This window comes from Streptomyces venezuelae, from assembly GCF_008642295.1.
In the GTDB taxonomy this organism is placed as follows: domain Bacteria; phylum Actinomycetota; class Actinomycetes; order Streptomycetales; family Streptomycetaceae; genus Streptomyces; species Streptomyces venezuelae_C.
In genome coordinates this window covers 6943895-6967196 of the sequence record NZ_CP029190.1, presented here as the reverse complement: position 1 = coordinate 6967196, position 23302 = coordinate 6943895, and the positions used below count along the sequence as shown (strand labels likewise).

The following is a 23302-nucleotide window of genomic DNA, read 5'->3' as shown; positions in this document are numbered from 1 at the left end:
CGGACCCGGCTGTTACCGTCCGGTCATGACTCACCGTGACGATCCCGCCCTGGAGTTGCTGCACCGCCGTCCCGAGCTGGCGGACCTGGCCGCGTACCCCTTCAACTTCGACGTGCGCCGCAAGCGCAATGTGGAGGAGGTCCGGCTGGCCTCCGATGCCCCGCTGCGGATCACCGCGGGCGATGACACGGGCGGCACCTTCTACCTGTGTGCGGGCGGTGAGGTGCTGTACGGCGGGTCGGAGGGCGAGTCCGGGCTGCTCGGCGAGAGCGTCTCCGAAGCGCTGGAGACCATCGTCGGGCTCGGCGACTGGGAGGCGTACGCGGATCTCGACCTGTCCCTGGACGATGCCGAACTCGCCGCCTACGCCGCCGAGGTGGAGGAGATGATCGCCGAGCACTACGGGCCCTCCCTGGACGCGGACCGGGACCGGCTGCTGGCCGGGCTCGGGCTGCGCCGGCTGCCGGTGCGCGAGCTGGCGGCCCGGTTGCAGCGGGCCCTGCTCCGTACGGAACCGGAGTTCCTGCTGCTGAACGCGGAGGAGGGGCTGGCGTACCGGCGGCTGGACGAGCTGCCGAGGCCGGCGCTGTACGAGACCGTCCTCGCCCCCGCCCGCGCCGACCTCGACCTGCTCCGGGAGGGTGCGGCGGGCCCGGAGATCCTCGCCGATGCAGGCCGGCGGGCCGGAGTGCTGCGGGCCGCGCAGTACGACCGGCGGCCCGGGGACCGGCCGGTCCTGCGGGCGCTGGTGGAGCAGGAGGCCCGGTTCGGCGGTGACTCCTCGGAGTTCCGGCTCGCCGCGGTGCTGCTCGGCCGGTACGGCGAGCCCGCCGACCACGCCCTGCTGCGCTCGCTCGCGGCAGAACAGCCGGATCTGTACTACGGGCTGGGCGGCAGCGAGTTCCCGGAGCAGGCGCAGGAGCTGCGCGGCTGGGCGGCCTCGTGGGACGACTCGGAGTTCGGGGAGGACCCGCGGGAGGAGCCGGAGGTCTTCTGGGCCCGGCTCGCCGGGCGGCAGGGCCGGACGGAGACGGCCCGGGCGGCGCTGATCCGGCTGCTCGACGCCACCGGGCCGGCCGACCGCAATCTGATCGGCGAACTGGCCTCGGCGTTCCGGGAGATCGGGGACCTCTGGCAGGCGGCCCGTGCCCGGTATCTCCACGCGAGCCTGCTGGACGAGCCCTTCGCGCGGGGCTCGGCCTTCGCCTCGGCCGCCTCGGCGCAGCGGTGCGCCGGGGAGGTGGCCGCGGCCTGGAAGTCGCTGCGCCGCGCCGTCGCCACCCTGGACGGGCCGCCTGCGGTGGCGCTGTCCGGTATCGGCTGGGACGGGCTGGCCCTCGGGGCGACGGTGGCCGAGGAGCACTTCCGGGTGGCGCACGCCGCTGCCGCGGCCGGGCTGCACCCGGAGGCCGAGGCGGCGTGGGCAGCCGGCACGGCGCTGCTGGCCCGGCTGCCCGGCCCGCTGCCGGCCTCGCTCCGGGAGGCGGCTGCCGCGGCCGGACCGGCCGTAGCGCCGTCGCACGATCGTCCGGGCCCGGGCCCGCGCTGATCCGGCCGTCACCGCCCGGTGTCCGGCTCGTTACGGGTATATGACCCGGGGCGGCGAACCCAGGGGCGGAGCGATGTGACGACCGATCAGGAAGGCTCCCCGTGCTGCAGCTGCCCGTCGAGGACATGGAGATGGCACCCGGATACGCCGTGGAATGGACGGTGTCCGCCGCCGGAACCGCCGGGCACCCCGAGGAGTCCGATCCGGCCGCCCTCGCCTCCTACAACCAGCAGGACCACTTCTCCGTCGCCCAGGCGCTGCGCGCGGCGGACGTCGGCTACGCCTCGTACATCGGCGGCTCCTTCGAGATCCCCGGAAGCCTGGACCGTGCGGCACTCGAAGCCGCCCTGCTCCATCTGGTGCGGCGGCACGAGGTGTTGCGGTGTGTGTTCCGGGAGGCCGCCGACGGGCCCGCGGTGGAGGTCGTGCCGCCGCAGGACGTGAAGCTCGAACGCGTCGACGTGGGGCGGATCGGCTCCGCGGCCGAAGCCCGGGCCTACGTACAGCAGTTCCTCCGGGGCACCGACACTCTGCGGGGGCCCTGGATCGTCATGGGCGCGATGATCCGTGAGGGGTCCGCCTCGGTCTACTTCGCCTGTGACCACCTGCTGAGCGACGGGGTTTCCACCCCCGTCGCCATCCATGACATCGCCACGGCCTACGCGGCGTACGCCCAGGGCCGGGAGCCGGTCCTCCCCGAGGCGGGCGGCTTCCTCGCCCACGGTGCCGCCGAGCGGCGCCGCGGCGAGGCCATGGGCCCCGAGGATGCACTGCTGGACCACTGGAAGCGGTTCGTCGCCCGCAACGGCGGACAGGTCTTCCCGTCGCTCCCCCTGGACCTGGGGATCGAGCCGGGAGTGCCGTACCGCGCCGTCAACGAGGCGGACACGCTGCTGCCCGCCGGCCGCCTCGAGGCGATGGAGGCCCGCTGCCGCTCGGTGGGCGCCAGGACGTCCACCGGGGTGCTGGCCGCGCTCGGTGTCAGCCTCAAGCGGGAAGGCGGGCCGGATGTCCACCGGGCCCTCGTACCGGTCAGCACCCGCGGCCGGGGCCCGTACGAACACGGCATGGGCTGGTTCGTGAACACGCTGCCCGTCGAGTTCCCGGTGGCCGACGATTCCGACTTCGCCGGCGTCATGGCGGGCGCCCAGGAGGCGATGGACACGATGCGGCCGTATGCCGGCGTTCCGTTCGTCCGCGCCTTCGATCTGCTGACAGCCGATCAGACCGGGCCGCGGATCTGGCCGTTCGCCGTCAGCTTCTTCTCCTACCTGGACTTCAGGAGGACGCCGGGGGCGCACAGCCACCTCGCGTGGAAGGCGCACAAGTACGTCTCCACCACGCACAGCAACGGCATGTTCCTCTGGTTCCACCGCAACCACACCGGTCTCCACCTGAACTCCATCTTCGTGGACACCCCCCAGGCCCGCCGGGCCAAGGCGGCCCTCACCGGGACCCTCGTGCAGACCCTCGACAACATCGCCCGGACCGGCCGGTTCTGACGGACCACCCATCGAAGATCGAAGGGGGCACCGACCGGTGCTTCAACAGCCCAGCTCCGAGCTGGTCATCGCACCCGGGCACGCCGTCGCATGGCGGGTGCACACGGCAACCGGCTCCGCCGGTCCCGATCCGTACCGCGCAGGCGCCCTGCCGTCGTTCAACCAGGAGTACCACTTCGGCGGGTGCGAGGACCCGGTGGTGGGCCCGCGCCCGCGCACCGACTGCTTCGCCGGAACCTTCGAGATCCGCGGCCGGCTCGACCGTCCGGCGCTCGAGGCCGCGCTGCTCCACTGCGTCCGCCGCCACGAGGCGCTGCGCTGTGTGTTCCGCGCCTCGTCCGGCGGTCTCACCGTCGAGGTCGCCGCGCCGGAGGACGTCAAACTGGAAGCGGTCGACCGGGGGCCGGTGGTCTCGCCCGCCGAGGCCCGCACCCATGTGGAGCGGTTCCTGCGGGCCACCGACACCCGCCGCGGGCCCTGGTTCGTGATGGGCGCGATGATCCGCGCGGAGTCGACCACGGTCCACTTCGCCTGCGACCACCTGGTGACCGACGGCGCCTCGATGATGATCGTCCTCCATGACATCGCCACCGCCTACGCGGCCTTCTCGTGCGGCCGGGAACCGGATCTGCCCGCGGCGGGCGGCTTCCTCGACCACAGCCGCGAGGAGCGCCGCCGGGCTGCGGCGACCGGACCCGACGATCCCGGGCTGGACCACTGGAAGGGGTTCATGGCCCGCAACGGCGGCCTGTTCCCGAGGTTCCCGCTGGACCTCGGGATCGAGCCCGGCGCCGCCCGCCCCGCCGTCAACACGACCGAGCTGCTGCTGGACCGCTCCGGCGCGGCGGCCCTGGAGGACCGTTGCCGGGCGGCCGGCGTGGGCGTGTCCGCCGGTGCCCTGGCCGCCGTCGGCGTCAGTCTCCGGAAGGAGGGCGGCCCCGAGGTCCACCGCGCCCTGGTACCGGTCGGCACCCGGGGCCGCAGCCGCCACGCGCACAGCACGGGATGGTTCGTCAACCTGCTCCCGGTCGAGGTCCCGGTGCCGGAGGGCGCGGACTTCGCGCAGACCGTGGCCGCCGCCCGGGACGCGTCGACCCGGATGATCAGGGGCGGTCGGGTCCCCTTCGTCGTCGTGCTGCGGCTGCTCGCCCCGGAGCTCGCCGCCCGCCCCTGGCCGCACGCGGTCAACTTCTTCTCGTACATGGACTCCAGGGACGCGCCCGGCGCAGCGCGGCACGCCGAGTGGCAGTCCCGCTGGTACACCTCGATCCCCTCGACGAACGGCATGTTCCTCTGGCTGTACCGCACCGACGAGGGGGTCTACCTGAACTCGGTCCATGTGGACACCCCGCAGGCGCGGCGTACCAAGGCGGCGCTCGTCGGGACGCTGACCCGGACGATGGAGGACATGGCCGGTCACGGGAGACTCTGACGGCCCCGGCCACCGGCCCGGCCCCGGCCGTCCCGGTCCCGGTGGCGCAGCAGCCGCAGGGCGTTGGCCACCACGATCACGGTGGAGCCCTCGTGGACCAGGACGGCCGGGCCGATGCCCAGGCCCAGGGCGGTGGCCGGGACGAGCACGGCGACGATGCCCAGGCTCAGCCACAGGTTCTGCCGGATGATCCGGCTCGCCCGGCGGCTGAGCCCGGTGATGAACGGCAGCCGGCGCAGATCGTCCGACATCAGGGCGATGTCCGCGGTCTCCAGGGCCACCGCCGAACCGGCCGCGCCCATCGCGACGCCGACCGTGGCTCCGGCCATGGCCGGGGCGTCGTTGACCCCGTCGCCGATCATGGCGGTCCGGCCGTCCGTACGGAGCCGGGCCAGTTCGGCGGCCTTGCCCTCGGGCATCAGGCCGCCGCGGGCCTCGTCCACGCCGACCTCGCGGCCGACCGCTTCCGCCACCCGCGGGTCGTCCCCGGACAGCATCACGATGCGGGTCACGCCGAGCCGGCGCAGCCGGGCGATGGTGTCCGCGGCTCCCGGACGGGGTGCGTCCATCAGGCCGAGCACCCCGAGCCAGCGGTCACCGTGCCGGACCAGCATGGTGGTGCGGCCGTCGCGGGCGAGCTCCCCGGTGCGGGCCCGGAGGCCCGCCGGGACGGGCGGCCCGTCGAGCGTGTCGGCGTAGGCCAGGCTGCCGATGTGGACCGGGCGGCCGTCGAGCAGCCCGGTGACGCCGCGGCCCACGACCGCCCGGACCGCCGTGGCCTCCCCGGCGACCGGGCCGGCGGCCGGCGCATCGCGTACGACGGCCTGGGCGAGCGGGTGGTCGCTGAGCTGCTGGACGGCGACGGCGGTCCGCAGCAGTTCCGCGCGGCTGGTGCCCTGGCCGGGCACGACGTCGGTCAGGCGCGGGCGGCCCTCGGTGAGGGTGCCGGTCTTGTCGAAGGCGATGGTCCGGAGCCTGCCGAACTCCTCCAGCGGGGCGCCGCCCTTGACGAGTACGCCGCCCCGGGCGGCCCGCCCGACCGCGCTGAGCACCGCGGCCGGGGTGGCGATGGCCAGGGCGCAGGGGCTGGCGGCGACCAGGACGGCCATGGCCCGGTAGAAGGTGTCGGTGAAGGGCTCGCCCGAGAGGGCCCCGGCGGCGAGGAGGACGGCGACGAGGGCGAGGACGGCCGGGACGAAGACCTTCTGGAAGCGGTCGGTGAACCGCTGGGTGGGGGAGGTCCGTTCACCGGCCTCCCGGACCATCCGGACCACCCGGGCGAGGGTGTTGTCGGCGGCGAGTCGGGTGACGACGATGTCGAGGGAGCCAGGGCCGTTGACGGTGCCGGCGAAGACCCTGCTGCCGGGGTCGGCGCCGGCCGGGTCCGCGAGGGCGGCGGCGGGGTCCGCGACGGGGTGCTTGTCGGCGGGCACGCTCTCGCCGGTGAGGGCCGACTGGTCGATGCTGCCGGTGCCGGCGAGGAGGAATCCGTCGGCGGGGACCCGGGTGTGCGGGCGGACCCGGACGGTGTCGCCGACGGCCAGTGTCCCGACCGGCACCTCGCTGGTCTCGCCGTCCCGGAGCAGGACGGCGGTACGGGGGGCGAGCTCGCCGAGGGCTTCGACGGAGCGCCGGGCGCGCCCCAGGGCGTATCCCTCCAGCGCGTGTCCGAGGCTGAAGAGGACCAGCAGGACGGCGCCCTCCTCCCACTTTCCGATCGCGGCGGCACCGGCCGCGGCGATCAGCATCAGGGAGTCCACCTGGAATGCGCCGCGGCGGACGGCGGCGAGGGCCTCGCGGAGGGTGAAGAAGCCGCCGAAGGCGTAGGCGGCGAGGAAGAGACCGAAGGCAACGATGTCGGCCGGCCCGCTCGCGCCGGAGAGGCGCAGGCCGAGTCCGGCCAGGTAGGCGGCGAGCGCGAGGAGGGCGCTGACGAGCTCGGCGCGCTCGTGGCCGTCGCGCCCCTCGGCGGCGGGCTCGGACTCGGGATTCGGCGGCCGGGGGGCGGCGGGGAGCTCCTGCTGCGCGGTCCGGCGGGCCGGCACCTCCGTGAGGGTGGCGCAGGCGCCGCAGGCCGCAGCGTCCCGGGGAGTGCTGTGACGGGCATGCTCGCTTACTGAAGTCATGACATCAATATATCAAGACTTCTGCATATATGAATGCCCGAACGTCCGACGCCGATCGTTGCCCTAGGCTGCCGACCATGGAACCCATGCTCTCGGAGGCGGACGCCGAGACCGTCGCGGAGGTCATGCAGGGCCTGGCCTCCCCCGCCCGCGTGCGCATCCTGGCCCGCCTGCTGCTCTCCCCCTGCCCGGTCGGCGACCTGGCCGCCGACCTCTCCCTGAGCCAGCCGGCCGTCTCCAACCACCTCCGGCTGTTGCGCCACCTCGGGCTGGTCACCGGCCGGCGGGCCGGCCGGAGCGTGGTCTACGAGCTCCACGACGCGCATGTGGCGGCACTCCTCCGCCAGATCCTGGCGCACGTCGACCACGCTCCGGACGCTACGGGCCGAAGGTGAGGGTCAGCCGCGGGGTGCCTTCACCGGCCGCGGCCTCCGAGGACCACAGCCAGAGCGCGTCCGCCCCCGAGCCGGTCAGCGCGAGGTTGTAGCTGCCGCCCAGGGCGGCGGACACGGCCGCGGTGTCCAGTCCGGTGGTGTGCACCGCCGAACCGTCCGGGATGCCGGCGAAGTGGCCCAGGGCCGGGGCCCCGGTCGCGGGTCGGTTGGCGTATGTGGTGCCCGATTCGCTCCAGGCCCCGGTGACCGGGACCACGGAGACGGTGTCGGCGGTGCCGGCGCCCGCCATGGTGCTGGTCTTCACGCTGAGCGTGGCCGACGTGAGCACGGTTCCGGCCGGCGCTGCCGGCAGGTTGAACCGCAGGTAGGAGGAGTAGAGCGGGGTACCGCGGACGGCGAGCGAGCCGGAGCTGCCGTAGTTGGTGCCCGGGGCGCCCGCATTGGCGTAGGTGTCCTCGGCCGCGGTGACCTGGACCACCGAGGGGGCCGGGGCCGTGGCCAGGGCGTGGTGCTGCTGCACCTGGGCGGGGGTGAGCACGGTCGGGTAGACGGCCGTCTCGTCGAGCTGTCCGGCGAAGAACTCACTGGCCGGGCGCTCCGGCCAGCCGCCCAGGCTGTCCCCGCCCACCCGCCAGTAGCCCGCAAAGTTCTCGTGGGTGGTGACGTTGAGGGTGCCCTTCTGCACGCCGTCCACGTACAGCGCCATCCCGCCGGGGCCCTGGGTGGCGACCACGTGGTGCCAGGTGTTGTCGTTGTAGCGGGCGGTGCCGCCGGTGGTGATGGTCCGGGTGGCTCCGGTGTAGACGCCGAACACGATCCGGCCGTCGTTGGTCATGTACAGGTGCTTGTCGTACTGGCTGCTGCCGCGGTCCTGGTTGTTGCCGAAGCCGAGCAGTTTGCCGCCCCGGGTGGTGCCGGTCTTCACCCAGGTCTCCAGGGTGTAGCTGCCGCCCACCTGGGTCCGCCGGTCGCTGTACACCTTCGCATCGGTGCCGTTGAACCCGATGGCGGTGCTCGCCCCGGTCACGGCCGCGGGCGTCTGCCGCAGCGCCGGGGCGTTGTGGTGGACGCCGCTGGTGTTGCCGCCGTCGGAGGAGTCGGCGACGTACGGCAGGGCGGATTCGTCCCAGCGCCAGTACAGCCCGGCGCCGTCCGAGCGGACCCGGTCCGGGTAGGCCTCCGGCACGGTCGGGACGGTCACCGCGGCGGTACCGGACAGGGCGCTGGTGTTGCCCGCCGCGTCGGTGGCCGTCACCCGGTAGGTGTACGTCTGGCCGGCCGCGACCGTGGTGTCGGTCCAGGAGGCCTGCGGGCGGAGGAAGAACAGCGAGTCGGCGGTGACGGTGCCGACCGGGGTGGCGGCGCCGTTCCGGAAGATGCGGTAGGTCAGCCTGCTGTCGTCGAGGTCGAGGCTGGTGCGCCAGCGGACCTGCACCTGGCCGGGCCGGAAGCTGACCGCGCTCGCCACCGGCGTGGTGGGTGCGCCGGTGTCACCGGTGGACGCGAACCGGGTGAGACTCTGCTGGGCCGCACCGTTGACCGTGGTGAACTCGCCGCCCACCCACAGGTACTCGACTCCGCCCTTGGAGCCGACCGACATCACCCGCGGGCCGATGCCCTCACCGATGCCGTCGTTGGTGTCCGGAGCCCAGCCCAGTTTGCCGACGCCGGTGGTGGGCTGGGCCAGCAGGTGGTAGCGGCGCCCGTCGGGGAACTCGCCGACGCTGGAGCAGTCGTGCGCGTGCGAGGCGCTGTAGAGCACGGTCCGGTGCGGGAGCACGGCCTGGGTGGCGCCGAGGCAGGTGTCCCGCCAGCGCTGGTTGAAATCGGCCAGGTTGAGGGCGATCCGGCCGTCGAAGACCCCGCCGCCGGTGCCCTCGTTGGCGGTGTAGAAGCCGGTGGCATCGGTGGCGATGTCCTTGACCACCGAGTTGGTCTCGATGAATCCGGGATAGGTCTTGGTGAGCGATCCGCTGGTGGCGTCGACCACGGCGAGCGCATGCGTGTTCGTGCCGTTGACGGTGAAGAAGTCCCCGCCGAGCAGGACCTTGCTTCCGTCCGGGGTGACCTCGACGGCCCGGCCGGGTTCGTCGGCGTTGGCGGTGAAGGGGCGCAGGGCCCCGTCGGCGGTCGCGACGGCGGCGAACCGGTGCCGCGGCTGCCCGGCGACCGTGAGGAAGTCGCCGCCCGCGTAGACGGTGTCGCCGGTGACGGCGAGGGCACGGACGGTGGCGGCGAAGGCCGGCCGGAACGAGGCCTTGGGGGTGCAGGTGGCCACGTCTATGGCGGCCAGACTGCTGACCGGGGTGCCGTTGACGGCGCCGAAGTACCCGCCCGCGTACAGGGTCTTCTGGTCGGGCGAGAGGGCGAGCGCACGCACCGTGGCCGTGCCGCTGCCGATGGTGAAGGACAGCTTGCAGGCCGTGGGCGCACCGGTCCCCGCATCGAGGGCGGTGAAGTTCAGGGCCTGCTGCGCGGCCCCGCCGGCCCCGTCGGGCGGGCGTACGGCGGAGAAGGTACCGCCGGCGAACACCGTCCCGCCGGCCTCGGCGAGGGCCCATACGACCCCGTTGGGCTGCCAGGTGGGAAGCGGGTCGGCGGTGAAGGCCACGGGCGGCGTGATGGCCGCCGCCTCCGGTACGAGGCCCGGCCCGAGGCCTGCACCGGCTGCGGTCACGGACAGGGCGAGGGCGGTTGTCAGCCACCTGGATCTACGACGCATGAACCCCCCAGTGCGATGCGATCGACCGTACGTCCGGTTGTGCGCCCGTACGGCATCCGTACGGGCGCACAATAGGGCTACCGGCCCCGGCCGGCACCCGACTTGGCCGATTCGTGTTTCTTCCGGCCGGCAGCGGACACTGGAGGAACGGGGGGCCCTGATCGGAGGCCGTCGTGAGCACACCTTCCCCCACCCGCATCGCCGCCGTCCTGTCGGCCGAGCACCGCCACCGGCTGATGAACCTCGCCCGCGAGGTGAACTTTCCCGAAGGCGCCCGGATCTTCGACGAAGGGGCCCCGGCCGAATCCTTCTGGATCGTGCGGTCGGGCACGGTCACCCTGGAGCTGCCGGTTCCGGGCCGCCGTCCGGCCGCCATCGAGAGCCTCGGACCGGGTGAGCTGGTCGGCTGGTCCTGGCTGTTCCCGCCGTACGTCTGGCAGCTCGGCGCGGAGGCGATGACCCCGGTCCGGGCGTACGAGTTCGACGGGGCGACCGTACGCATGCAGATGGACGCCGACCCCGCCTTCGGCTCCGCCCTCGGGCACTGGGTCGGCCGGGTGCTCGCCCACCGGCTGCACCAGACCCGGACCCGGCTGCTGGACCTGTCCATACCGCGGACCAGCCCGGTCCTCTGAGCCGCGGGCCCCGGGCCGCCCCGGGGTGGGTTTCCGGTGGGGTTCGGCCGAATCCGCGGGCTGCTGCGCCGCAGGTGGACGGCACCCGCACCGCCGCACTCTGCACACATGCGATCACATCGGGTGACCGGAATTGGCGCCACCGGTAGGCGTGCACGGCGAACGTGAGCAAGACTCCTGTCCGTTATCCGGCACAACCAACCGAGGAGTGTTCGCAATGCGATCCATCGCACGCAGTCTGGGGCTTTCGTCCGCCGCCATGGCACTCACCGCGGTCACCGCGCTGGCCGCGGCCGGACCGGCCGGCGCGGCACCGGCCGGCACCGAGAGCCTCTACGCGCCGTCCGCGCTGGTGCTCTCCCTCAGCGCCGGCGAGGACCCGGCGTACGGGACGGTGCTGCGGGCGGTCACCCTCTCCTGCATGCCCGGCCCGTCCGGCACGCACCCGGACCCGGCCGGCGCCTGCGCCGAATTACGCGCGGAGGAGGGCGAGTTCGCGGCGATAACCGAAGGCGGCCAGGAGATCGCGTGTACCCGGGAGTGGGACCCGATGTCGGTGACCGCGGCCGGGGTCTGGGAGGGCCAACTGGTCACCTTCGAGCACACCTTCGCCAATCCGTGCGCATTCCGGAACGGCAGCGGCGTGCTGTTCGGCTTCTGACGGCCCGGCCGGCTCAGCCCAGTTCGAGACTGGTCACCCCGTAGAGCCCGGCCAGGTCCGCCTCGGGTGCGGGCCCGGTGTACATCCGGGCCGTCTCGAAGGTCGGGGCCAGGCCGAGCTCGGCCATCAGCGGTTCGGCGGCCGGATTGGCACCGGGCACGTCCAGGGCCACGGCCCCGCCGGGCACCCGGCCGGCCAGGCCCCGGATGAGCGCCGCCGCGACGGCGGGCGTGGCGGCGTACAGGGGTCCGATCCGGGCAGCCCCGCTGCTCGGACGGATCACCCCGAGGCCTTCGATCCGGCCGTCGCGGAGGGCCGCCAGCCCGGTCCGGCCGGGCAGCCCGGTCCAGGCGGCGAGGAAGGCATCGCGCGCCTCCGGGAAGAACCGGCGGTCGTACGCGGCGAGTCGGGCGAAGGGCAGCGAGGCGGCATCCACCACCTCGACACCGCCACCGGCGCCGCGGTCGGCACCGGACTCGTCGCCGGCGCCCTCCGGCACGCCCTCGTACCGCATATTGGTCCAGGCCGAACGGAACCCGGACGTGCGGTAGTTGTCCTGCTGCTCGACCACCCCGTCGAGGCCGACGAGCCGGCCGTCCAGCCGTTCCATGCCGGCCCGCCACATCCGGATCCCGTACCCCTGGCCGCGGAACGTGGGCCGGGCGATGTAGAAGCCGATGAAGCCGAAACCGGCGCCGTAGCGGACGGCGGAGATACAGGCCACCGGCTCGCCGTCGAGCCGCCCGACCAGGAACCCCTCCGGATCGGCGACGGCGAACGCGAACCGGTCGGTGTCCCCCGGGTTCCAGCCCTCCTCATCGGCCCAGTCCCGGATCAGTGCCATGTCGGCGGCGCTCGCGCCGGAGATCTCGAATTCCGTCATGCCGGGTGTTGTACCAGACCCCGGCCGGTCCGTGAGACCGCCGGCAGCCGGATCCCGTCAACGGTCAGTGACCCCCGCGGGGTTCCTGGCAGCCGCCCTCCATATAGGGGCCGTGCGCCTCGACCCCGGACGGGGTGCCCAGCCGGCCGGTGACGCAGGCGCCGGTGCCCTCGACGAAGAAGGCGAAGCCCAGGGCGCCGCCGGAACGGAACACCTCGCCCTCGGCGACCCGATAGCCGAGCTTCTCCAGCGAGGTGCGGAGCTCGGCCTCGCCGGCCGGGGCCGTCTTCCCGGCCCCCGTCAGGGCGTCGGCGATCCGGGTGGCATGCGCCCGGCCCGTGCACTGGGCCTCGGGACTCAGCTCGCGCTTCTTCTTGAAGGCGTGGTTCTCTGCGTACTTGGCCGCCTCGGGGTCCAACGGGCGGCCGTCTCCGGTCCCCTTGCTCGCCGTCGGGCTCGGGGCGGCGTTCTTGCAGCGGGCCACAATGTCCGGAAACTGCCGGTTGTGACGCTGCTCCGCCGCGGCGGCGGAAGCCTTTGCCGCGGCCACATAGTCGGGCGTGGCCGACGGAGACGCGGGGGCCGAGGCGGAACCGCTTCCGGAGCCACCCCCGGCACCGTCCGAGCCGGCCGTGGTCCTGGTCGTCCCGCAGGCGGTCAGCACGAGCAGCCCGGCGGTGAGGGCGGCGGCAGCGGAGGCGAGGGGGGCGGGGCGGCGTATCACGCGGTACTCCAGAGGACCGGACGGGCAGGGCGGACAGCCGATTATGTCCGGCGGGACGGGCGGGGCTCCTGAGTACCCGTACTCAGAAGCCCCGCCCCAGCCGCCCGATGGCGGCGCTTCGCAGGGCTTCGCAGTGCTTCGCCCGATTAGACCCCTCTCCCGTGAGGCATGCTCCCAGCGCAAAACGGGTGGTACGGACAACAGCAGGCAGGGGGCGCGGTGCTCGTCGAGAGTCGCGCGGCACGGCAGGTCGCGGTGGTCTTCTACGGACTGACACTGATCGGCGGTGCCGGGCCGGCGGTGGCCGCCGTACTGCTGGTCCCCTTACCCGGGCTGCTGGCCGCGGGTCTCGGGCTGCTGGCCGGGGCGGCCGGCACGCTGGGACTCACCGCCCGGTTCGCCACGGTCGGCCGGGAACTGCAGACCCTGCTGGCCTCGGTCGGCCTGGTGTGGGCGGCGACGGCGGGCCTGGTGTTCACGGCCTGGTAATTCCGTTGGCCAGAGCGATCCGGGGGTTCGTAGAGTCGCCTCATGGGAAAGCCGCTCGTCGCATTGCTCAGTGGGGCCGGAATGTCCACGGATTCTGGAATTCCGGATTATCGGGGGCCGAACGGATTGTGGCGCCGCGACCCCGATGCCGAAAAACTCGTCACCTACGCGTACTACATGGCGGACCCCGAAATCCGCCGCCGCTCCTGGCTGATGCGCGCCGAGGCGGGCGCTCTGAACGCCAGGCCCAATGCCGCCCACCTCGCCGTGGCCGAGCTGATGCGCGGCGGGACGCCGGTCCGGGTGCTCACCCAGAACGTGGACGGCCTGCACCAGCTCGCCGGGCTGCCCGACCGCAAAGTCTTCGAGCTGCACGGCACCGCGCGGGCCGTGGTCTGCACCCGCTGCCATGCCCGGTCCGGGATGGACGAGGCGCTGCGTCGGGTGGCCGCCGGGGAACCCGATCCGGCCTGTCTGACCTGCGGCGGGATCCTCAAATCGGCCACCGTCATGTTCGGTGAACCGCTGGACCCTGAGGTGCTCGCCCAGGCGATGGCGGTGGCGAAGGGGTGCCAGATCTTCATCGCCGTGGGGACCACCCTCCAGGTGCAGCCGGCCGCCTCGCTGGCCGGGATCGCCGCGGAGCACGGCGCCCGGCTGATCATCGTCAATGCCGAGGAGACCCCGTACGATCCGCTCGCCGAGGAGGTCATCCGGGAGCCGATCGGCACGGCACTCCCCAAGCTGCTGCGCCGGATCGCGGCGACCCCCTGGAACGGCTAGACCGGCTCTTCGCCGTCCGCGGCCCGGCGCATCGCCGCCACGTCCAGCTTCTTCATCGCGAGCATGGCCTTGGTGGCCCGGGCCGCCCGTTTCGGGTCCGGGTCGCGGAGCAGTTCCATCGCCTCGGCCGGGGCGACCTGCCAGGACACCCCGTACTTGTCCCTGAGCCAGCCGCAGGCGACCTCCTGGCCGCCGTCCTTGGTCAGAGCGTCCCAGTAGTAGTCGGCCTCGGTCTCGTCCGCGCAGTCGATCATGAAGGAGACGGCCTCGTTGAAGGTGAACTCCGGCCCGCCGTCCAGGGCCACGAACTTCTGCCCGTTGATCTCGAACTCGACGGTCACGACCGAACCGGGCTCACCCGGTCCCGCCTCCGTGTAGTAGTCGATCCGGCCGATCCTGCCGTCCTTGAACACCGAGACGTAGAACTCGGCCGCCTCCTCGGCCTTGCCGTCGAACCACAGGCATGTGGTGAACCCGTTGCCGCTCATGACTGCCTCCTGGCGAGTGGTGGACCTTCTCGCACATACAGACCGGCCCCGGGCCCGAAATTCATCGGTGGGCCCGGGGCCGGTCCGTGGAAGCACTCGTACGGGCTACTTCCCGAGCATCCGGTCGACGACCTTGGCGGCGGCGTCGCCCCGGTCGAGGTCGGCGAACCCGGCCCGGAAGGCGGCCCGGGCCCCGGCGTACTCCGCGCCCAGCGCGTCGGCGTTGCGCACCGCCGCGATCAGGCTCTCCGAGTCCTCGAGCAGCGGGCCGGGGGCCTTCTCCTCGTAGTCGAAGGTGAAGCCGCGCAGGGTGTCGCGGTAGTGCTTCAGGTCGTAGGTGAACAGCAGGATCGGCTTGTCGGTGAGCGCGAAGTCGCACAGCACCGAGGAGTAGTCGCTGATCAGGACGTCGGCGACAAGCAGCAGGTCGGCGGTGTCGGGCCAGCGGGAGACGTCCATGACGAAGCCGTCCCGGACGGAGTCCCGGAGCTGCTCGTTGACCCGGTAGTGGCCGCGGATCAGCAGGACGTGGTCCTCGCCGAGCTCGCGGCGGGCCGCATCGAGGTCGATCCGCAGGTCGAGCTTGTAACCGCCGCTCCAGCCCTCGCGGTTCTCGCGCCAGGTCGGGGCGTACAGGACGACCTTCTTGCCCTCGGGCAGGCCGAGCCGGCGGCGGACCTCGGCGGCCCGCTCCTCGTCCCGGTTGACCAGGGCGTCGGTCCGCGGGCTGCCGACCTCCAGCACCTCGCCCTTGAAGCCGAGGGCACGGGTGAGGACCGGGGTGGCGAAGCTGCTCGGGGAGGCGAGCAGGGTCCACTGGGCGCTGTCGTGCTCCAGCGACTCCAGCACACCGGGGCTGGTGTAGTAGTCGTGGATGTAGTCGTGGCCGATCTGCTTGAGCGGGGTACCGTGCCAGGTCTGGACGACGGTCTGGCCCTCGCGGCGCTTGAACCAGCCGGGAACGCTGTCGTTGGTGACGAAGTACCGGGCGCGGGCGAGCAGTTCCCAGGCCTCGTGGGAGGCCGGGTCCACGGCACGGGCGGTCGGGGGGACCTCGGCGCGGCCGTCGTTGACCAGCCAGATGTGCTCCAGCGGCTCGCCGCGGCGGACCAGCTCGCGGTGGATGGCGAGCGGGGAGTCGCCGGCGGCGTTGCCCTGGAAGGTGGAGTACACGACCACGTCGCGCAGCGGGGCGGTGCGCAGCTGCGGGTAGGTCTCGTCGCGCATCACGCGCTGGTGGAACCGGGCGCGGTCGTGCGGGCTGCGGAGCGAGTCGGCGACCAGGGCCATGCGGTCGAAGAAGCGGGCCTCGACCCGCATCCGGCGGCCGTCGACGGTGGCCGCGACCGGGCCGGTGCCCAGGGCGGGGGCGATCATCTGGACCGGCGCGCCGCGGTCGACGCCGAGCAGGCCCGCGGTGGTGCCGGCCTGGCTCATCGGGCGCAGGGTCGGCCACCAGCGGCCTTCGGGCAGGGTGGTGTTTCCGGCGAAGGACTCCGGCAGGACCGGCTTGAAGACGGCCTCGAAGCGGTTGTCCGCGGTGCTGACCGGGTAGCTGTACTCCTCGCCGCGCCAGTTGTGCAGCACGAGCTCGTACTCTTCGTCGGCCGGCTTGTGGAAGATGCCGCCGAGGGTGAAGACGCCGTTCTCGGCGCTCGCCCGGTCGACCAGCGGCGGCGAGGGCTGCATGCAGAACTGCAGGAAGCCGACGGCGGTGCGCTTGAGGAACAGGGAGCGGCCGGTGGTGTCGCCCGGGACGGGCACGACCAGGCCGTGGAAACCGCCGCGCTCGTCGTGCGCGAGGTCCAGCCGGGAGCCGTCGCCCTTCTCGATGCACAGGCTCCAGGGCTCGGGGGTCCAGTGGCCGGGCTCGACCTCGCGGTCGGGTACGGCGGCGAGGTCGGCGACCGGCACCACAGTGGTGAAGGGGGTGCGGCCGTTGCCGGCGAGGGCGCCGAGCTCCAGCGGGAAGGTGAGGACGGTACCGGTGGTCTGGTGCTCGGCCCGCAGAACGGCACCGTCGCCGGGGTTCTGCGCGAGCTCGCCGGCCACCGAGACGGAGTCGCTGCCGACGGGCTTGGCGCCGAGGACGCGGGCCTTGACGTTCTCCACCTTCAGGGAGAGGGCGTTGCCGGCGGTGGAGGCGACGATCCGGACGTCCTGGTTCACCCAGTGGGCCGGCGGGGCCTGGGCGCTGTCGTGCTCGCCGCCCTTGAGCCGGGCCTGGTACGGGATGGCGACGTCCTTGACCACAATGGAGGCGTTCCAGACGCCGTCCTGCCACTCGCCGCCCTGCTGGAAGGCGGTGGGGTCGAGGACGGCGGTGAAACCGGCCCAGTCGGCGTGGCGGAGCGCGAGGTGCGCGTGGTTCGCGCTGACCAGCGGGTTGGCAATGGTACGGGCGCCGACGATCACCTTGCGGCGCTGGCCCTTCTCGCGGAAGACGAGCTTCTTGCGGGACCGCAGCCGGCTCTCGGCGCCGAGCTGGCCGGGGAAGCCCCAGCCGCGGAGCAGCAGCTTGCCGTCGGCCCAGGCGACCGTCTCCAGGCCGCTGACCAGGCGGCGCTCGCGGCGGCCGACGGCCAGCAGCGCGGCGGGGACGGGTGGGCGGCCCTGGAGGAAGGGGTAGTCGGCCTGCGGGCGGGCGAAGCCCTTGACCGGGATGCTCCAGGCGAAGTCGTCCTGGTGCCGGAGCAGAGCGATGAAGTCCTCGACCCGGCCCTCGCGGGCGAAGTACGCCTTGAGGCGGTCGCCGACGGCCAGGTCGGCCCAGGGCTTGGTGCCGATCTCGGCGACCAGGCCGCCGACGTCCTTGACGAACGCGGCGCGGAAGTCCTCGCCGCCCTCCGGAACGTACTTGTAGATCAGCGGGAGCTCTTCGACCAGCACATTGTGGTCGTACTCGCGCAGGTACTTGGCGTACTCGGCGCCCTCCTTGCCCTTGAGGGCCTCGCGGACCAGGCGGACGGAGGTGACGCGGTCGGTGAGGGAGACCGGGTCGGTGGAGCGCTGGGTGATGGAGCGCTCACCGGTCTCGCGGACCCGCCAGTGGTAGACGACGTCGCCGAGGATGTCGACGCTCTTGGCGAAGTAGTGCGCGGGGATGCTGACCGGGGCGTCCTCGTAGAGGATGCCCTCGGGGTACTGGAAGCCGTGCTCGTCCCAGAAGGTGCGGCGGTAGACCTTGTTCCACGCGGTGCGGTCGGTGACCAGCGGCGCGAACTTCGAGATGTGGGTCTTCAGCCGGGTCTTGGCGAAGGGTGCCTTGTGACCCCAGGACTGGTTCATGCCCACGGAGCGGAACCGCAGCACGTTGCCCGCGACGAAGTCGGAGCCGGTCTGGTCCAGCGTGTCGATCATCAGCTGGTAGGCGTTGTCCGGCATGGTGTCGTCGCTGTCGACGAACGCCAGGAACTCGCTGTCCGCACAGATGTGCCGGGCGCCGACGTTGCGGGCGGCGCCGAGACCCGCGTTCTCCTGCATGACCAGGCGGAACCGCTTGTCCTTGGCCGCGAAGGCCTTCGCGATCACGGCGCTGGAGTCGGTGGAGCCGTCGTCGACCATGACGACCTCGAAGTCACGGAATGTCTGTGCCGCGAGGGATTCCAGACACTCGTCAAGGTAGAGCTCGACGTTGTAGACAGGGACGACGATGCTCAGGCGCGGGGACATGGGGTGCGGGCTCTCCAGCGGATTTTGTCAGTCAATGATCAGCTAAGTACAACATCTTACGCGGTAATGACTTTGTGAAGTCCGGGCGAATAGGGTCATAAACGGCAGGTCGGCGGGGCGGGCGGCTAGATTTAAGCCGCCCGCCGCCGGACTGTGACCCGCTGGTGACAGCTCCGTCGAAGACGGTCAGATCTCGAGCTCCGCCTCGATCGTCTTCAGCTGGTGCCGGGCCATCGCCAGATTGGCGCGCTGCTTGTCCAGGGCGAGGTACAGGAAGAGCCCCTGGGCGCCGCGGCCCTTCAGGAGCCGGATGAGGTGGTACTGCCCGCCGAGGGTGATCAGGATGTCCTCGATCTCGTCCTTGAGATTGAGCAGCTCCATGGTACGGACCTTCGCGCGGACCACATCGGTGTTGCCGGCGGCGGCGACGTTCAGGTCCAGGTCCTTGCCGCCGCCCGCGATACCGAGCGCCATACCGCTGCCGTAGTCGACCAGGGCGGCGCCGAGGGCTCCTTCGATGGTGGTGGTGGCTTGCTTGAGAACGGTGTCCACGTTGGCCATGGGGTTTCTCCTTCAGACTTTCCGATGGGTGTGCCGGGGCAGACGGGCCTGCCCGGCGTACGGGGTGGGGTGTGTTCAGGGGCGGCTGCCGGGACCCCGGCGACCGATGGTCTCCTGGATGAGCTCGGCGATGTGCAGACTGGAGCGGCGGGCCTCGAGATGGAGGCGGCCGACATTGGCACGGGGTTCGGCCATCAGGGTGAGGACGGCCGCTTCTCCGGCGGCGTAGGTGGCGACATAGCCGTTGTCACCTCGGACCAGGAGTTCACGGAAGCCGCCCTGGCCGGTGGTGTCGGCGAGCCGCTGGGCCACGCCGAGGGCGGCGGCGGTCAGCGCGGCCACGGCTTCGGCCTCGGTGGCGGCGGTGTCCCGGGCCAGTACCAGGCCGTCGGCGCTGGCGGCGAGGGCTCCGGTGAGCTGGGGGACTCGGGCCCGCAGCCGCCGGAGCTCGGCGAGTATCTCGGCTTCGGCTTCGGCAGGCACCATCACCGTTCTCCTTTCGGGCTGGCGCCGGTCCGCGCGCGGGCGCAGCGGGAGCCTCACAGGCTTGCCTCCAGTGCGTCGCGTAACCGTCGGAGCAGCGCCACGTCCGGGCTCTGGGCCTGGGTGACCCAGTCGGGCAGGGGGGCCGCGACCGGCTGGGGGGCCGGCGCGTGCGGGGTCTCGACCAGTCCGGCCGCGGCGAGCCGCCGGACGTCGAGCAGCGTGTGGAAGGCGGGTCTGCCGAGGGTCCAGGCGAGTTCGGCCGGGGTGCGTATGCCGTCCGCGTGGCGGAGCAGGATCCGCTGGCGGCAGGTCACCGTCTGGCCGGGGGCGGCCGGCCGGGGCAGCACCGGGGCGGTGTCCAGGGCCGGATAGGGCCAGACGGCGTCCAGCAGTTCGCGGCGGCGCCGGGTCTCGCGCTCCACCGAGGCGGCCGGGACGGAGTGGACGGAGCCGATCCAGTGGGTGGCGCCGCGCCGGAACCGGGAGGGGCCCGAACCCGGGGAGAGGGCGAAGAAGGCGGCGTCGTACATGGCGGCGATATGGCAGATCTCCAGTTCGCCGCCGGCCAGGCCGCCGCTGTCCACCAGGAAGCGGGCGACCTGGCGGCGGGCTCCGGCCCGGTCCACGGCCTCCCGCCAGCGTTCGGGGGTGAGCCCGCCGCCGCTGGTGAGGAGGACGTCCAGGCCCGGGGTGGCCGGGCTCTCCGCGTGGACGATCCGGCCGTCCTCCAGGAAGAGGGTGCCCCGGTCGCGTAACAGGGCGCCGGTGGCGCGTTCGGCGGCGAGCCGGCTGAGCAGCGGGGAGACCACGGCGGGGTCGGGGGCGGTGAGTTGGGCACCGGTGAGGCGGGTGCCGGTCATGTGAGTGCCTGTCGTGTGAGTGCCGGCCGGGTGCCGGTCGCGGGTGTGCCGGTCATCTGAGCACCAGTCCCTCGGCCAGGTCGCGGAGCCGGAGGCGGGCGAGGGCGAGGTTGCCGTCGGCGCGGTCCATCCACAGATGCAGGAACACGCTGCTGTCGAAGCTGGTTTCGACGAAGCGCAGCACGTGGTAGCCGGTGCGGGTGGTGACGATCAGGTCCTCGACGGGTGGTCCGGGGGGTTCCCCGTCCTCGGTCTGCTCCGCCGGACCGGCCGCGAAGGATTCGTACTCGGCCGCCGCCCGGGCCAGTTCGGCGGTTTCGGCCGCCGTGGTCTCGTGGTCGCCGACGGGCGACTCCCCCACGGTCCCCAGGGCCAGCCCGCTGCTCCAGTCCACCAGCGAGGCCCCGCGGGCACCGGGCAGCGTCATGGCCTCGAGCAGGCATTCGTCAATCCCGGGCACGCGGGCTCCCCTCCCGGCCAGATGTCCGTAGCGCACGGTCGTACGGCGGCGACAGAGAGGAACTTACTCAAGTTCCATACTGCGGAAGGGGGTTCTGGCATTTTCCAACGGAACATGCACGGAAGCGGACCGGGATTGGCCGAATCCGGCTGGGATGGATCAAGAAGCCAACGGGAGGTCGTCCGCCAACCGGAACGCGCCGCCCTCGCGCTGGACATAGCCCTCGTGGCTCAGGGTGCGCAGCAGGTGGTACACGGTGGGAAGCGGAATTCCGGTCAGGCGGGCGAGCCGCTTGGCCGTCGCGCCGCCCTCGGCATACATCGCCTCCACCAGACGCAACGCGCGCTGTACGGAGCCGATCAGGGTGGGCGCGCTGTCTCTGTCCCTGGAATCGTCCCTGTGATCGTCCTTGGCCTCGTGCCCGAGGTCTTCGCCGGCGGCTTCGATGTGATCAGTGCCCATGAGTAGTCCCCCTGCTCCTGTGCGAGGCCTGGCAAACCCATCAAAGACGCTCAGCCCCGCCAAAACCAGCTGACTCGCGTAAACCTGAGCATAAGATCAACTATTGCCCGCGATCAGCCACGGCCTCCGCGCTTCCCGCGGCGTGCGCCCCGGTCGAACAGGTCGCCGGCCGCACCGAGCGCCAGGCCCAGGACGATCAGCAGCGTATGGCCGAGGACCTCGTGGCCGGCCGGAACCAGGAAGCGGACGAAGCCGAAGAAGCGGATCCAGCCGAGCCATTCGTGCAGGAGGCCGAAGGCGCCGCCGACGACGAGGACGAAGGCGGCGATCCCGGCCAGGGTCTTGAGCGGGTGCGGCGCAGCGGAGTTCGCGTCAGAGGAAGTCATGGCCCGACGGTAGGCGCGGGCGGGACGCTCCTGCGTCGGCCCTCCGGTGGTGGTGCCGCGACCAAGGAAGGCGGCCGGGGCCGGGGCTGTCGTACTTAAGTATCCGATCGGAGTGCGGCACCGGCCGCGACCACCCGGGCCGCGTAGATTCCACGACATGCACACCCTCCACCGGACCCGCCGGGACTGGGCCGCCGACCTGGGAATGTTCGTCTTCGCGAGCTGCTTCGCCGCCCTCACCACACAGGCCGTGCCGGTTCCCGCGGACCTCTCCCCCGCCTGGCGGGCCGCCGATCTGCTGGCCGGTGCGCTGGGCTGCGCCTCGGTGTTCCTGCGCCGGCGGTGGCCGGTGCAGCTCGCCGTGGCCCTGCTGGTGGGCGGCGCCTGGGCGCACTATCTGACCGGCCCGGCCCTGGTGGCGGTGTTCACGGTGGCCGCGACCCGGCCGTGGCGGGTGACGGCCTGGGTGACCGCCGTGGCCTTCGCCCCGCTGCCGGTGTTCCTGGTGCAGCTGCCCGGGATGGCGGAGGACCGGGCCGGATCGGCCCTGACGTACTTCACCCTGATCGCGGCGGCCATCGGCTGGGGGCTGTACCGGCGGTCCCGACGGCAGCTGGTGGATTCGCTGCGGGAACGGGCGGAGCTGGCGGAGGCCGATGCGGCGCTGCGGGCGGAACGGGCCCAGCAGCAGGCCCGCGAGGAGATCGCGCGCGAGATGCACGACGTACTGGGGCACCGGCTGTCGCTGCTGAGCGTGCACGCGGGGGCGCTGGAGTTCAACCCGACAGCGCCGCGGGAGGAGATCGCCCGGGCGGCGGGCGTCATCCGGGAGAGCGCACACCTGGCGCTACAGGACCTACGCGAGGTGATCGGGGTGCTGCGGGCCCCGCCCGGGGAGTTCGGGAGCCGTCCGCAGCCGGATCCGGCCGGGATCGTGGAGCTGCTGGCGGAGTCCCGGGCGGCGGGCATGCGGGTGGAGTGCGGCCCGCTGCCGTCGGACCGGCCGGCGCCGGCCCCCGCCGTCGGCCGGGCGGCGTACCGGATCGTCCAGGAGGCGCTGACCAATGCGCGCAAGCACGCCCCGGGCGCCCCGGTCCGGCTGTCCGTCACCGGTGGCCCGGGCCGGGGGCTGACGGTGGAGGTCGTCAACCCGCCCCCGGCGGGCCCGACGGCGGAGGCAGCGGCGGCAGCGGCGGCAGCGGCCCCGCCGGGTCCCGGCGGGCAGGGGCTGCTCGGGCTGGGTGAACGGGCCCGGCTGGCCGGCGGGCGGCTGGAGTACGGGGTGGACGGCGGCGGGGAGTTCCGGGTGGCGGCCTGGCTACCCTGGGGTCCGGCCGACCCAGAACTGTGAGGTGCCCGTGATCCGGCTGCTGCTGGTCGACGACGACCCGATCGTGCGGGCCGGGCTGCGCCTGATGCTCGGCGGGGCGCCGGACCTGGAGGTGGTCGGGGAGGCGGCCGACGGGGCGGAGGTGCCCGCGCTGGTCGCGGCGCACTCCCCCGACCTGGTGCTGATGGACATCCGGATGCCCGGCACCGACGGGCTGGCGGCGACCGAGGCGCTGCGGGCCCGGCCCGGTGCGCCCGAGGTGATTGTGCTGACCACCTTCAACACGGACGAGCACGTGTTGCGCGCCCTGCGGGCCGGTGCCGCCGGGTTCCTGCTGAAGGACACCCCGCCGCAGGAGATCGTCACCGCGGTGCGGCGGGTGATGGCCGGCGAGCCGGTGCTGTCCCCGGCCGTCACCCAGGCACTGATCGACCGGGTGGCGGGGCTGACCGGCCGCGACACCCGGGCCGAGGCCGCCCGGGCCCGGCTGGCCCTGCTGGCGGACCGGGAGCGGGAGGTCGCGCTGGCCGTCGGACGCGGCCGGTCCAACGCCGAGATCGCCCGCGAGCTGCACCTGTCGCTGCCGACCGTGAAGACCCATGTCTCGCGGATCCTCACCAAGCTGGACCTGAACAACCGGGTCCAGATCGCCCTGCTGGTCCACGACGCGGGCGAGTCGGGCGCCGGCTGAGGCAT

The 23302-nt window shown here is 72.9% G+C and carries 21 protein-coding genes and 1 pseudogene; 10 read left to right on the top strand and 12 right to left on the bottom strand.

Going from position 1 to position 23302, the window contains the following annotated elements:
• Positions 1–25: 25 nt before the first annotated feature.
• From DEJ50_RS31135 to DEJ50_RS31125, 3 genes are all read left to right on the top strand, one after another.
• Entirely contained in the window at positions 26–1549 is a 1524-nt protein-coding gene (locus DEJ50_RS31135) for a hypothetical protein (RefSeq protein WP_150211392.1), read from the top strand.
• A gap of 101 nt (positions 1550–1650) precedes the next feature.
• Positions 1651–3051: a condensation domain-containing protein gene (locus tag DEJ50_RS31130; RefSeq protein ID WP_150211391.1), complete on the top strand. Its 1401-nt coding sequence runs from the start codon at positions 1651–1653 to the stop codon at positions 3049–3051.
• Positions 3052–3088: 37 nt separating this feature from the next.
• The gene (locus DEJ50_RS31125) at positions 3089–4483 is read left to right on the top strand and encodes a condensation domain-containing protein (RefSeq protein ID WP_150211390.1); all 1395 of its coding nucleotides are present in this window, start codon (positions 3089–3091) and stop codon (positions 4481–4483) included.
• Here DEJ50_RS31125 and DEJ50_RS31120 read toward each other — a convergent pair.
• A complete protein-coding gene (locus DEJ50_RS31120) occupies positions 4468–6609 on the bottom strand; it encodes a heavy metal translocating P-type ATPase (RefSeq protein ID WP_150211389.1) in 2142 nt (713 codons plus the stop codon). The two genes, DEJ50_RS31125 and DEJ50_RS31120, sit on opposite strands and share 16 nt — an antisense overlap.
• A 77-nt stretch (positions 6610–6686) precedes the next feature.
• Here DEJ50_RS31120 and DEJ50_RS31115 point away from each other — a divergent pair, with 77 nt between their 5' ends.
• Entirely contained in the window at positions 6687–7004 is a 318-nt protein-coding gene (locus DEJ50_RS31115) for an ArsR/SmtB family transcription factor (protein ID WP_150211388.1), read from the top strand.
• Here the strand turns inward: DEJ50_RS31115 and DEJ50_RS31110 are convergent.
• Positions 6988–9726, bottom strand: coding sequence for a DNRLRE domain-containing protein (locus DEJ50_RS31110; protein ID WP_150211387.1), 2739 nt, complete (start codon positions 9724–9726; stop codon positions 6988–6990). The two genes, DEJ50_RS31115 and DEJ50_RS31110, sit on opposite strands and share 17 nt — an antisense overlap.
• A 173-nt stretch (positions 9727–9899) precedes the next feature.
• Here DEJ50_RS31110 and DEJ50_RS31105 point away from each other — a divergent pair, with 173 nt between their 5' ends.
• Both DEJ50_RS31105 and DEJ50_RS31100 read left to right on the top strand, forming a co-directional pair.
• Complete coding sequence (locus DEJ50_RS31105) at positions 9900–10361, top strand: Crp/Fnr family transcriptional regulator (RefSeq protein ID WP_190344793.1); 462 nt, start codon at positions 9900–9902, stop codon at positions 10359–10361.
• Positions 10362–10578: 217 nt separating this feature from the next.
• Positions 10579–11022: a subtilase-type protease inhibitor gene (locus tag DEJ50_RS31100; RefSeq protein ID WP_150211386.1), complete on the top strand. Its 444-nt coding sequence runs from the start codon at positions 10579–10581 to the stop codon at positions 11020–11022.
• Positions 11023–11035: 13 nt separating this feature from the next.
• Here DEJ50_RS31100 and DEJ50_RS31095 read toward each other — a convergent pair whose 3' ends face one another.
• Entirely contained in the window at positions 11036–11905 is an 870-nt protein-coding gene (locus DEJ50_RS31095) for a GNAT family N-acetyltransferase (RefSeq protein ID WP_150211385.1), read from the bottom strand.
• A 64-nt stretch (positions 11906–11969) separates the two neighbouring features.
• Positions 11970–12629: a hypothetical protein gene (locus DEJ50_RS31090; protein WP_150211384.1), complete on the bottom strand. Its 660-nt coding sequence runs from the start codon at positions 12627–12629 to the stop codon at positions 11970–11972.
• A 219-nt stretch (positions 12630–12848) separates the two neighbouring features.
• Between DEJ50_RS31090 and DEJ50_RS31085 the strand changes: the two genes are divergently transcribed.
• Positions 12849–13118 carry a hypothetical protein gene (locus tag DEJ50_RS31085; protein WP_150211383.1) on the top strand — a complete coding sequence of 90 codons (270 nt, stop codon included), beginning with the start codon at positions 12849–12851 and terminating at the stop codon, positions 13116–13118.
• A 42-nt stretch (positions 13119–13160) separates the two neighbouring features.
• Entirely contained in the window at positions 13161–13901 is a 741-nt protein-coding gene (locus DEJ50_RS31080) for an SIR2 family NAD-dependent protein deacylase (RefSeq protein ID WP_150211382.1), read from the top strand.
• On the opposite strand, the gene DEJ50_RS31075 is transcribed toward DEJ50_RS31080, so the two are convergent.
• The 8 genes and pseudogenes from DEJ50_RS31075 to DEJ50_RS31040 form a co-directional block, all read right to left on the bottom strand.
• On the bottom strand, positions 13898–14389 hold the full coding sequence (locus DEJ50_RS31075; RefSeq protein WP_150211381.1) for a VOC family protein: 492 nt from the start codon (positions 14387–14389) through the stop codon (positions 13898–13900). The two genes, DEJ50_RS31080 and DEJ50_RS31075, sit on opposite strands and share 4 nt — an antisense overlap.
• Before the next feature lie 105 nt (positions 14390–14494).
• Complete coding sequence (locus DEJ50_RS31070; protein ID WP_150211380.1) at positions 14495–18061, bottom strand: bifunctional glycosyltransferase family 2 protein/CDP-glycerol:glycerophosphate glycerophosphotransferase; 3567 nt, start codon at positions 18059–18061, stop codon at positions 14495–14497.
• Between the two features lie 186 nt (positions 18062–18247).
• On the bottom strand, positions 18248–18622 hold the full coding sequence (locus DEJ50_RS31065) for a hypothetical protein (RefSeq protein ID WP_150211379.1): 375 nt from the start codon (positions 18620–18622) through the stop codon (positions 18248–18250).
• A gap of 75 nt (positions 18623–18697) precedes the next feature.
• Positions 18698–19108: a roadblock/LC7 domain-containing protein gene (locus tag DEJ50_RS31060; RefSeq protein ID WP_150211378.1), complete on the bottom strand. Its 411-nt coding sequence runs from the start codon at positions 19106–19108 to the stop codon at positions 18698–18700.
• A 53-nt stretch (positions 19109–19161) separates the two neighbouring features.
• Positions 19162–19968 carry a transcriptional regulator gene (locus DEJ50_RS31055; RefSeq protein ID WP_150211377.1) on the bottom strand — a complete coding sequence of 269 codons (807 nt, stop codon included), beginning with the start codon at positions 19966–19968 and terminating at the stop codon, positions 19162–19164.
• 52 nt (positions 19969–20020) lie between these two features.
• A complete protein-coding gene (locus DEJ50_RS31050) occupies positions 20021–20428 on the bottom strand; it encodes a hypothetical protein (protein ID WP_150211376.1) in 408 nt (135 codons plus the stop codon).
• A gap of 186 nt (positions 20429–20614) precedes the next feature.
• Positions 20615–20890, bottom strand: a pseudogene (locus DEJ50_RS35650) (helix-turn-helix domain-containing protein); the annotation flags it as partial.
• Between the two features lie 113 nt (positions 20891–21003).
• Positions 21004–21276 (bottom strand): hypothetical protein, encoded by a 273-nt coding sequence (locus tag DEJ50_RS31040; RefSeq protein WP_150211374.1) that lies wholly within the window; start codon positions 21274–21276, stop codon positions 21004–21006.
• Positions 21277–21433: 157 nt separating this feature from the next.
• Here DEJ50_RS31040 and DEJ50_RS31035 point away from each other — a divergent pair, with 157 nt between their 5' ends.
• Together DEJ50_RS31035 and DEJ50_RS31030 are read left to right on the top strand one after the other, a co-directional pair.
• Entirely contained in the window at positions 21434–22627 is a 1194-nt protein-coding gene (locus DEJ50_RS31035; protein WP_150211373.1) for a sensor histidine kinase, read from the top strand.
• A gap of 7 nt (positions 22628–22634) precedes the next feature.
• Positions 22635–23297 (top strand): response regulator, encoded by a 663-nt coding sequence (locus DEJ50_RS31030; RefSeq protein ID WP_150212468.1) that lies wholly within the window; start codon positions 22635–22637, stop codon positions 23295–23297.
• Positions 23298–23302 lie beyond the last annotated feature (5 nt).

Coding starts and splice junctions, on each gene's coding strand:
- DEJ50_RS31135 (WP_150211392.1), top strand. CDS start 26: ATGACTCACCGTGACGATCCCGCCCTGGAGTTGCTGCACCGCCGTCCC.
- DEJ50_RS31120 (WP_150211389.1), bottom strand. CDS start 6,609: ATGACTTCAGTAAGCGAGCATGCCCGTCACAGCACTCCCCGGGACGCT.
- DEJ50_RS31115 (WP_150211388.1), top strand. CDS start 6,687: ATGGAACCCATGCTCTCGGAGGCGGACGCCGAGACCGTCGCGGAGGTC.
- DEJ50_RS31110 (WP_150211387.1), bottom strand. CDS start 9,726: ATGCGTCGTAGATCCAGGTGGCTGACAACCGCCCTCGCCCTGTCCGTG.
- DEJ50_RS31100 (WP_150211386.1), top strand. CDS start 10,579: ATGCGATCCATCGCACGCAGTCTGGGGCTTTCGTCCGCCGCCATGGCA.
- DEJ50_RS31095 (WP_150211385.1), bottom strand. CDS start 11,905: ATGACGGAATTCGAGATCTCCGGCGCGAGCGCCGCCGACATGGCACTG.
- DEJ50_RS31080 (WP_150211382.1), top strand. CDS start 13,161: ATGGGAAAGCCGCTCGTCGCATTGCTCAGTGGGGCCGGAATGTCCACG.
- DEJ50_RS31075 (WP_150211381.1), bottom strand. CDS start 14,389: ATGAGCGGCAACGGGTTCACCACATGCCTGTGGTTCGACGGCAAGGCC.
- DEJ50_RS31070 (WP_150211380.1), bottom strand. CDS start 18,061: ATGTCCCCGCGCCTGAGCATCGTCGTCCCTGTCTACAACGTCGAGCTC.
- DEJ50_RS31065 (WP_150211379.1), bottom strand. CDS start 18,622: ATGGCCAACGTGGACACCGTTCTCAAGCAAGCCACCACCACCATCGAA.
- DEJ50_RS31060 (WP_150211378.1), bottom strand. CDS start 19,108: ATGGTGCCTGCCGAAGCCGAAGCCGAGATACTCGCCGAGCTCCGGCGG.
- DEJ50_RS31055 (WP_150211377.1), bottom strand. CDS start 19,968: ATGACCGGCACCCGCCTCACCGGTGCCCAACTCACCGCCCCCGACCCC.
- DEJ50_RS31040 (WP_150211374.1), bottom strand. CDS start 21,276: ATGACTTCCTCTGACGCGAACTCCGCTGCGCCGCACCCGCTCAAGACC.
- DEJ50_RS31035 (WP_150211373.1), top strand. CDS start 21,434: ATGCACACCCTCCACCGGACCCGCCGGGACTGGGCCGCCGACCTGGGA.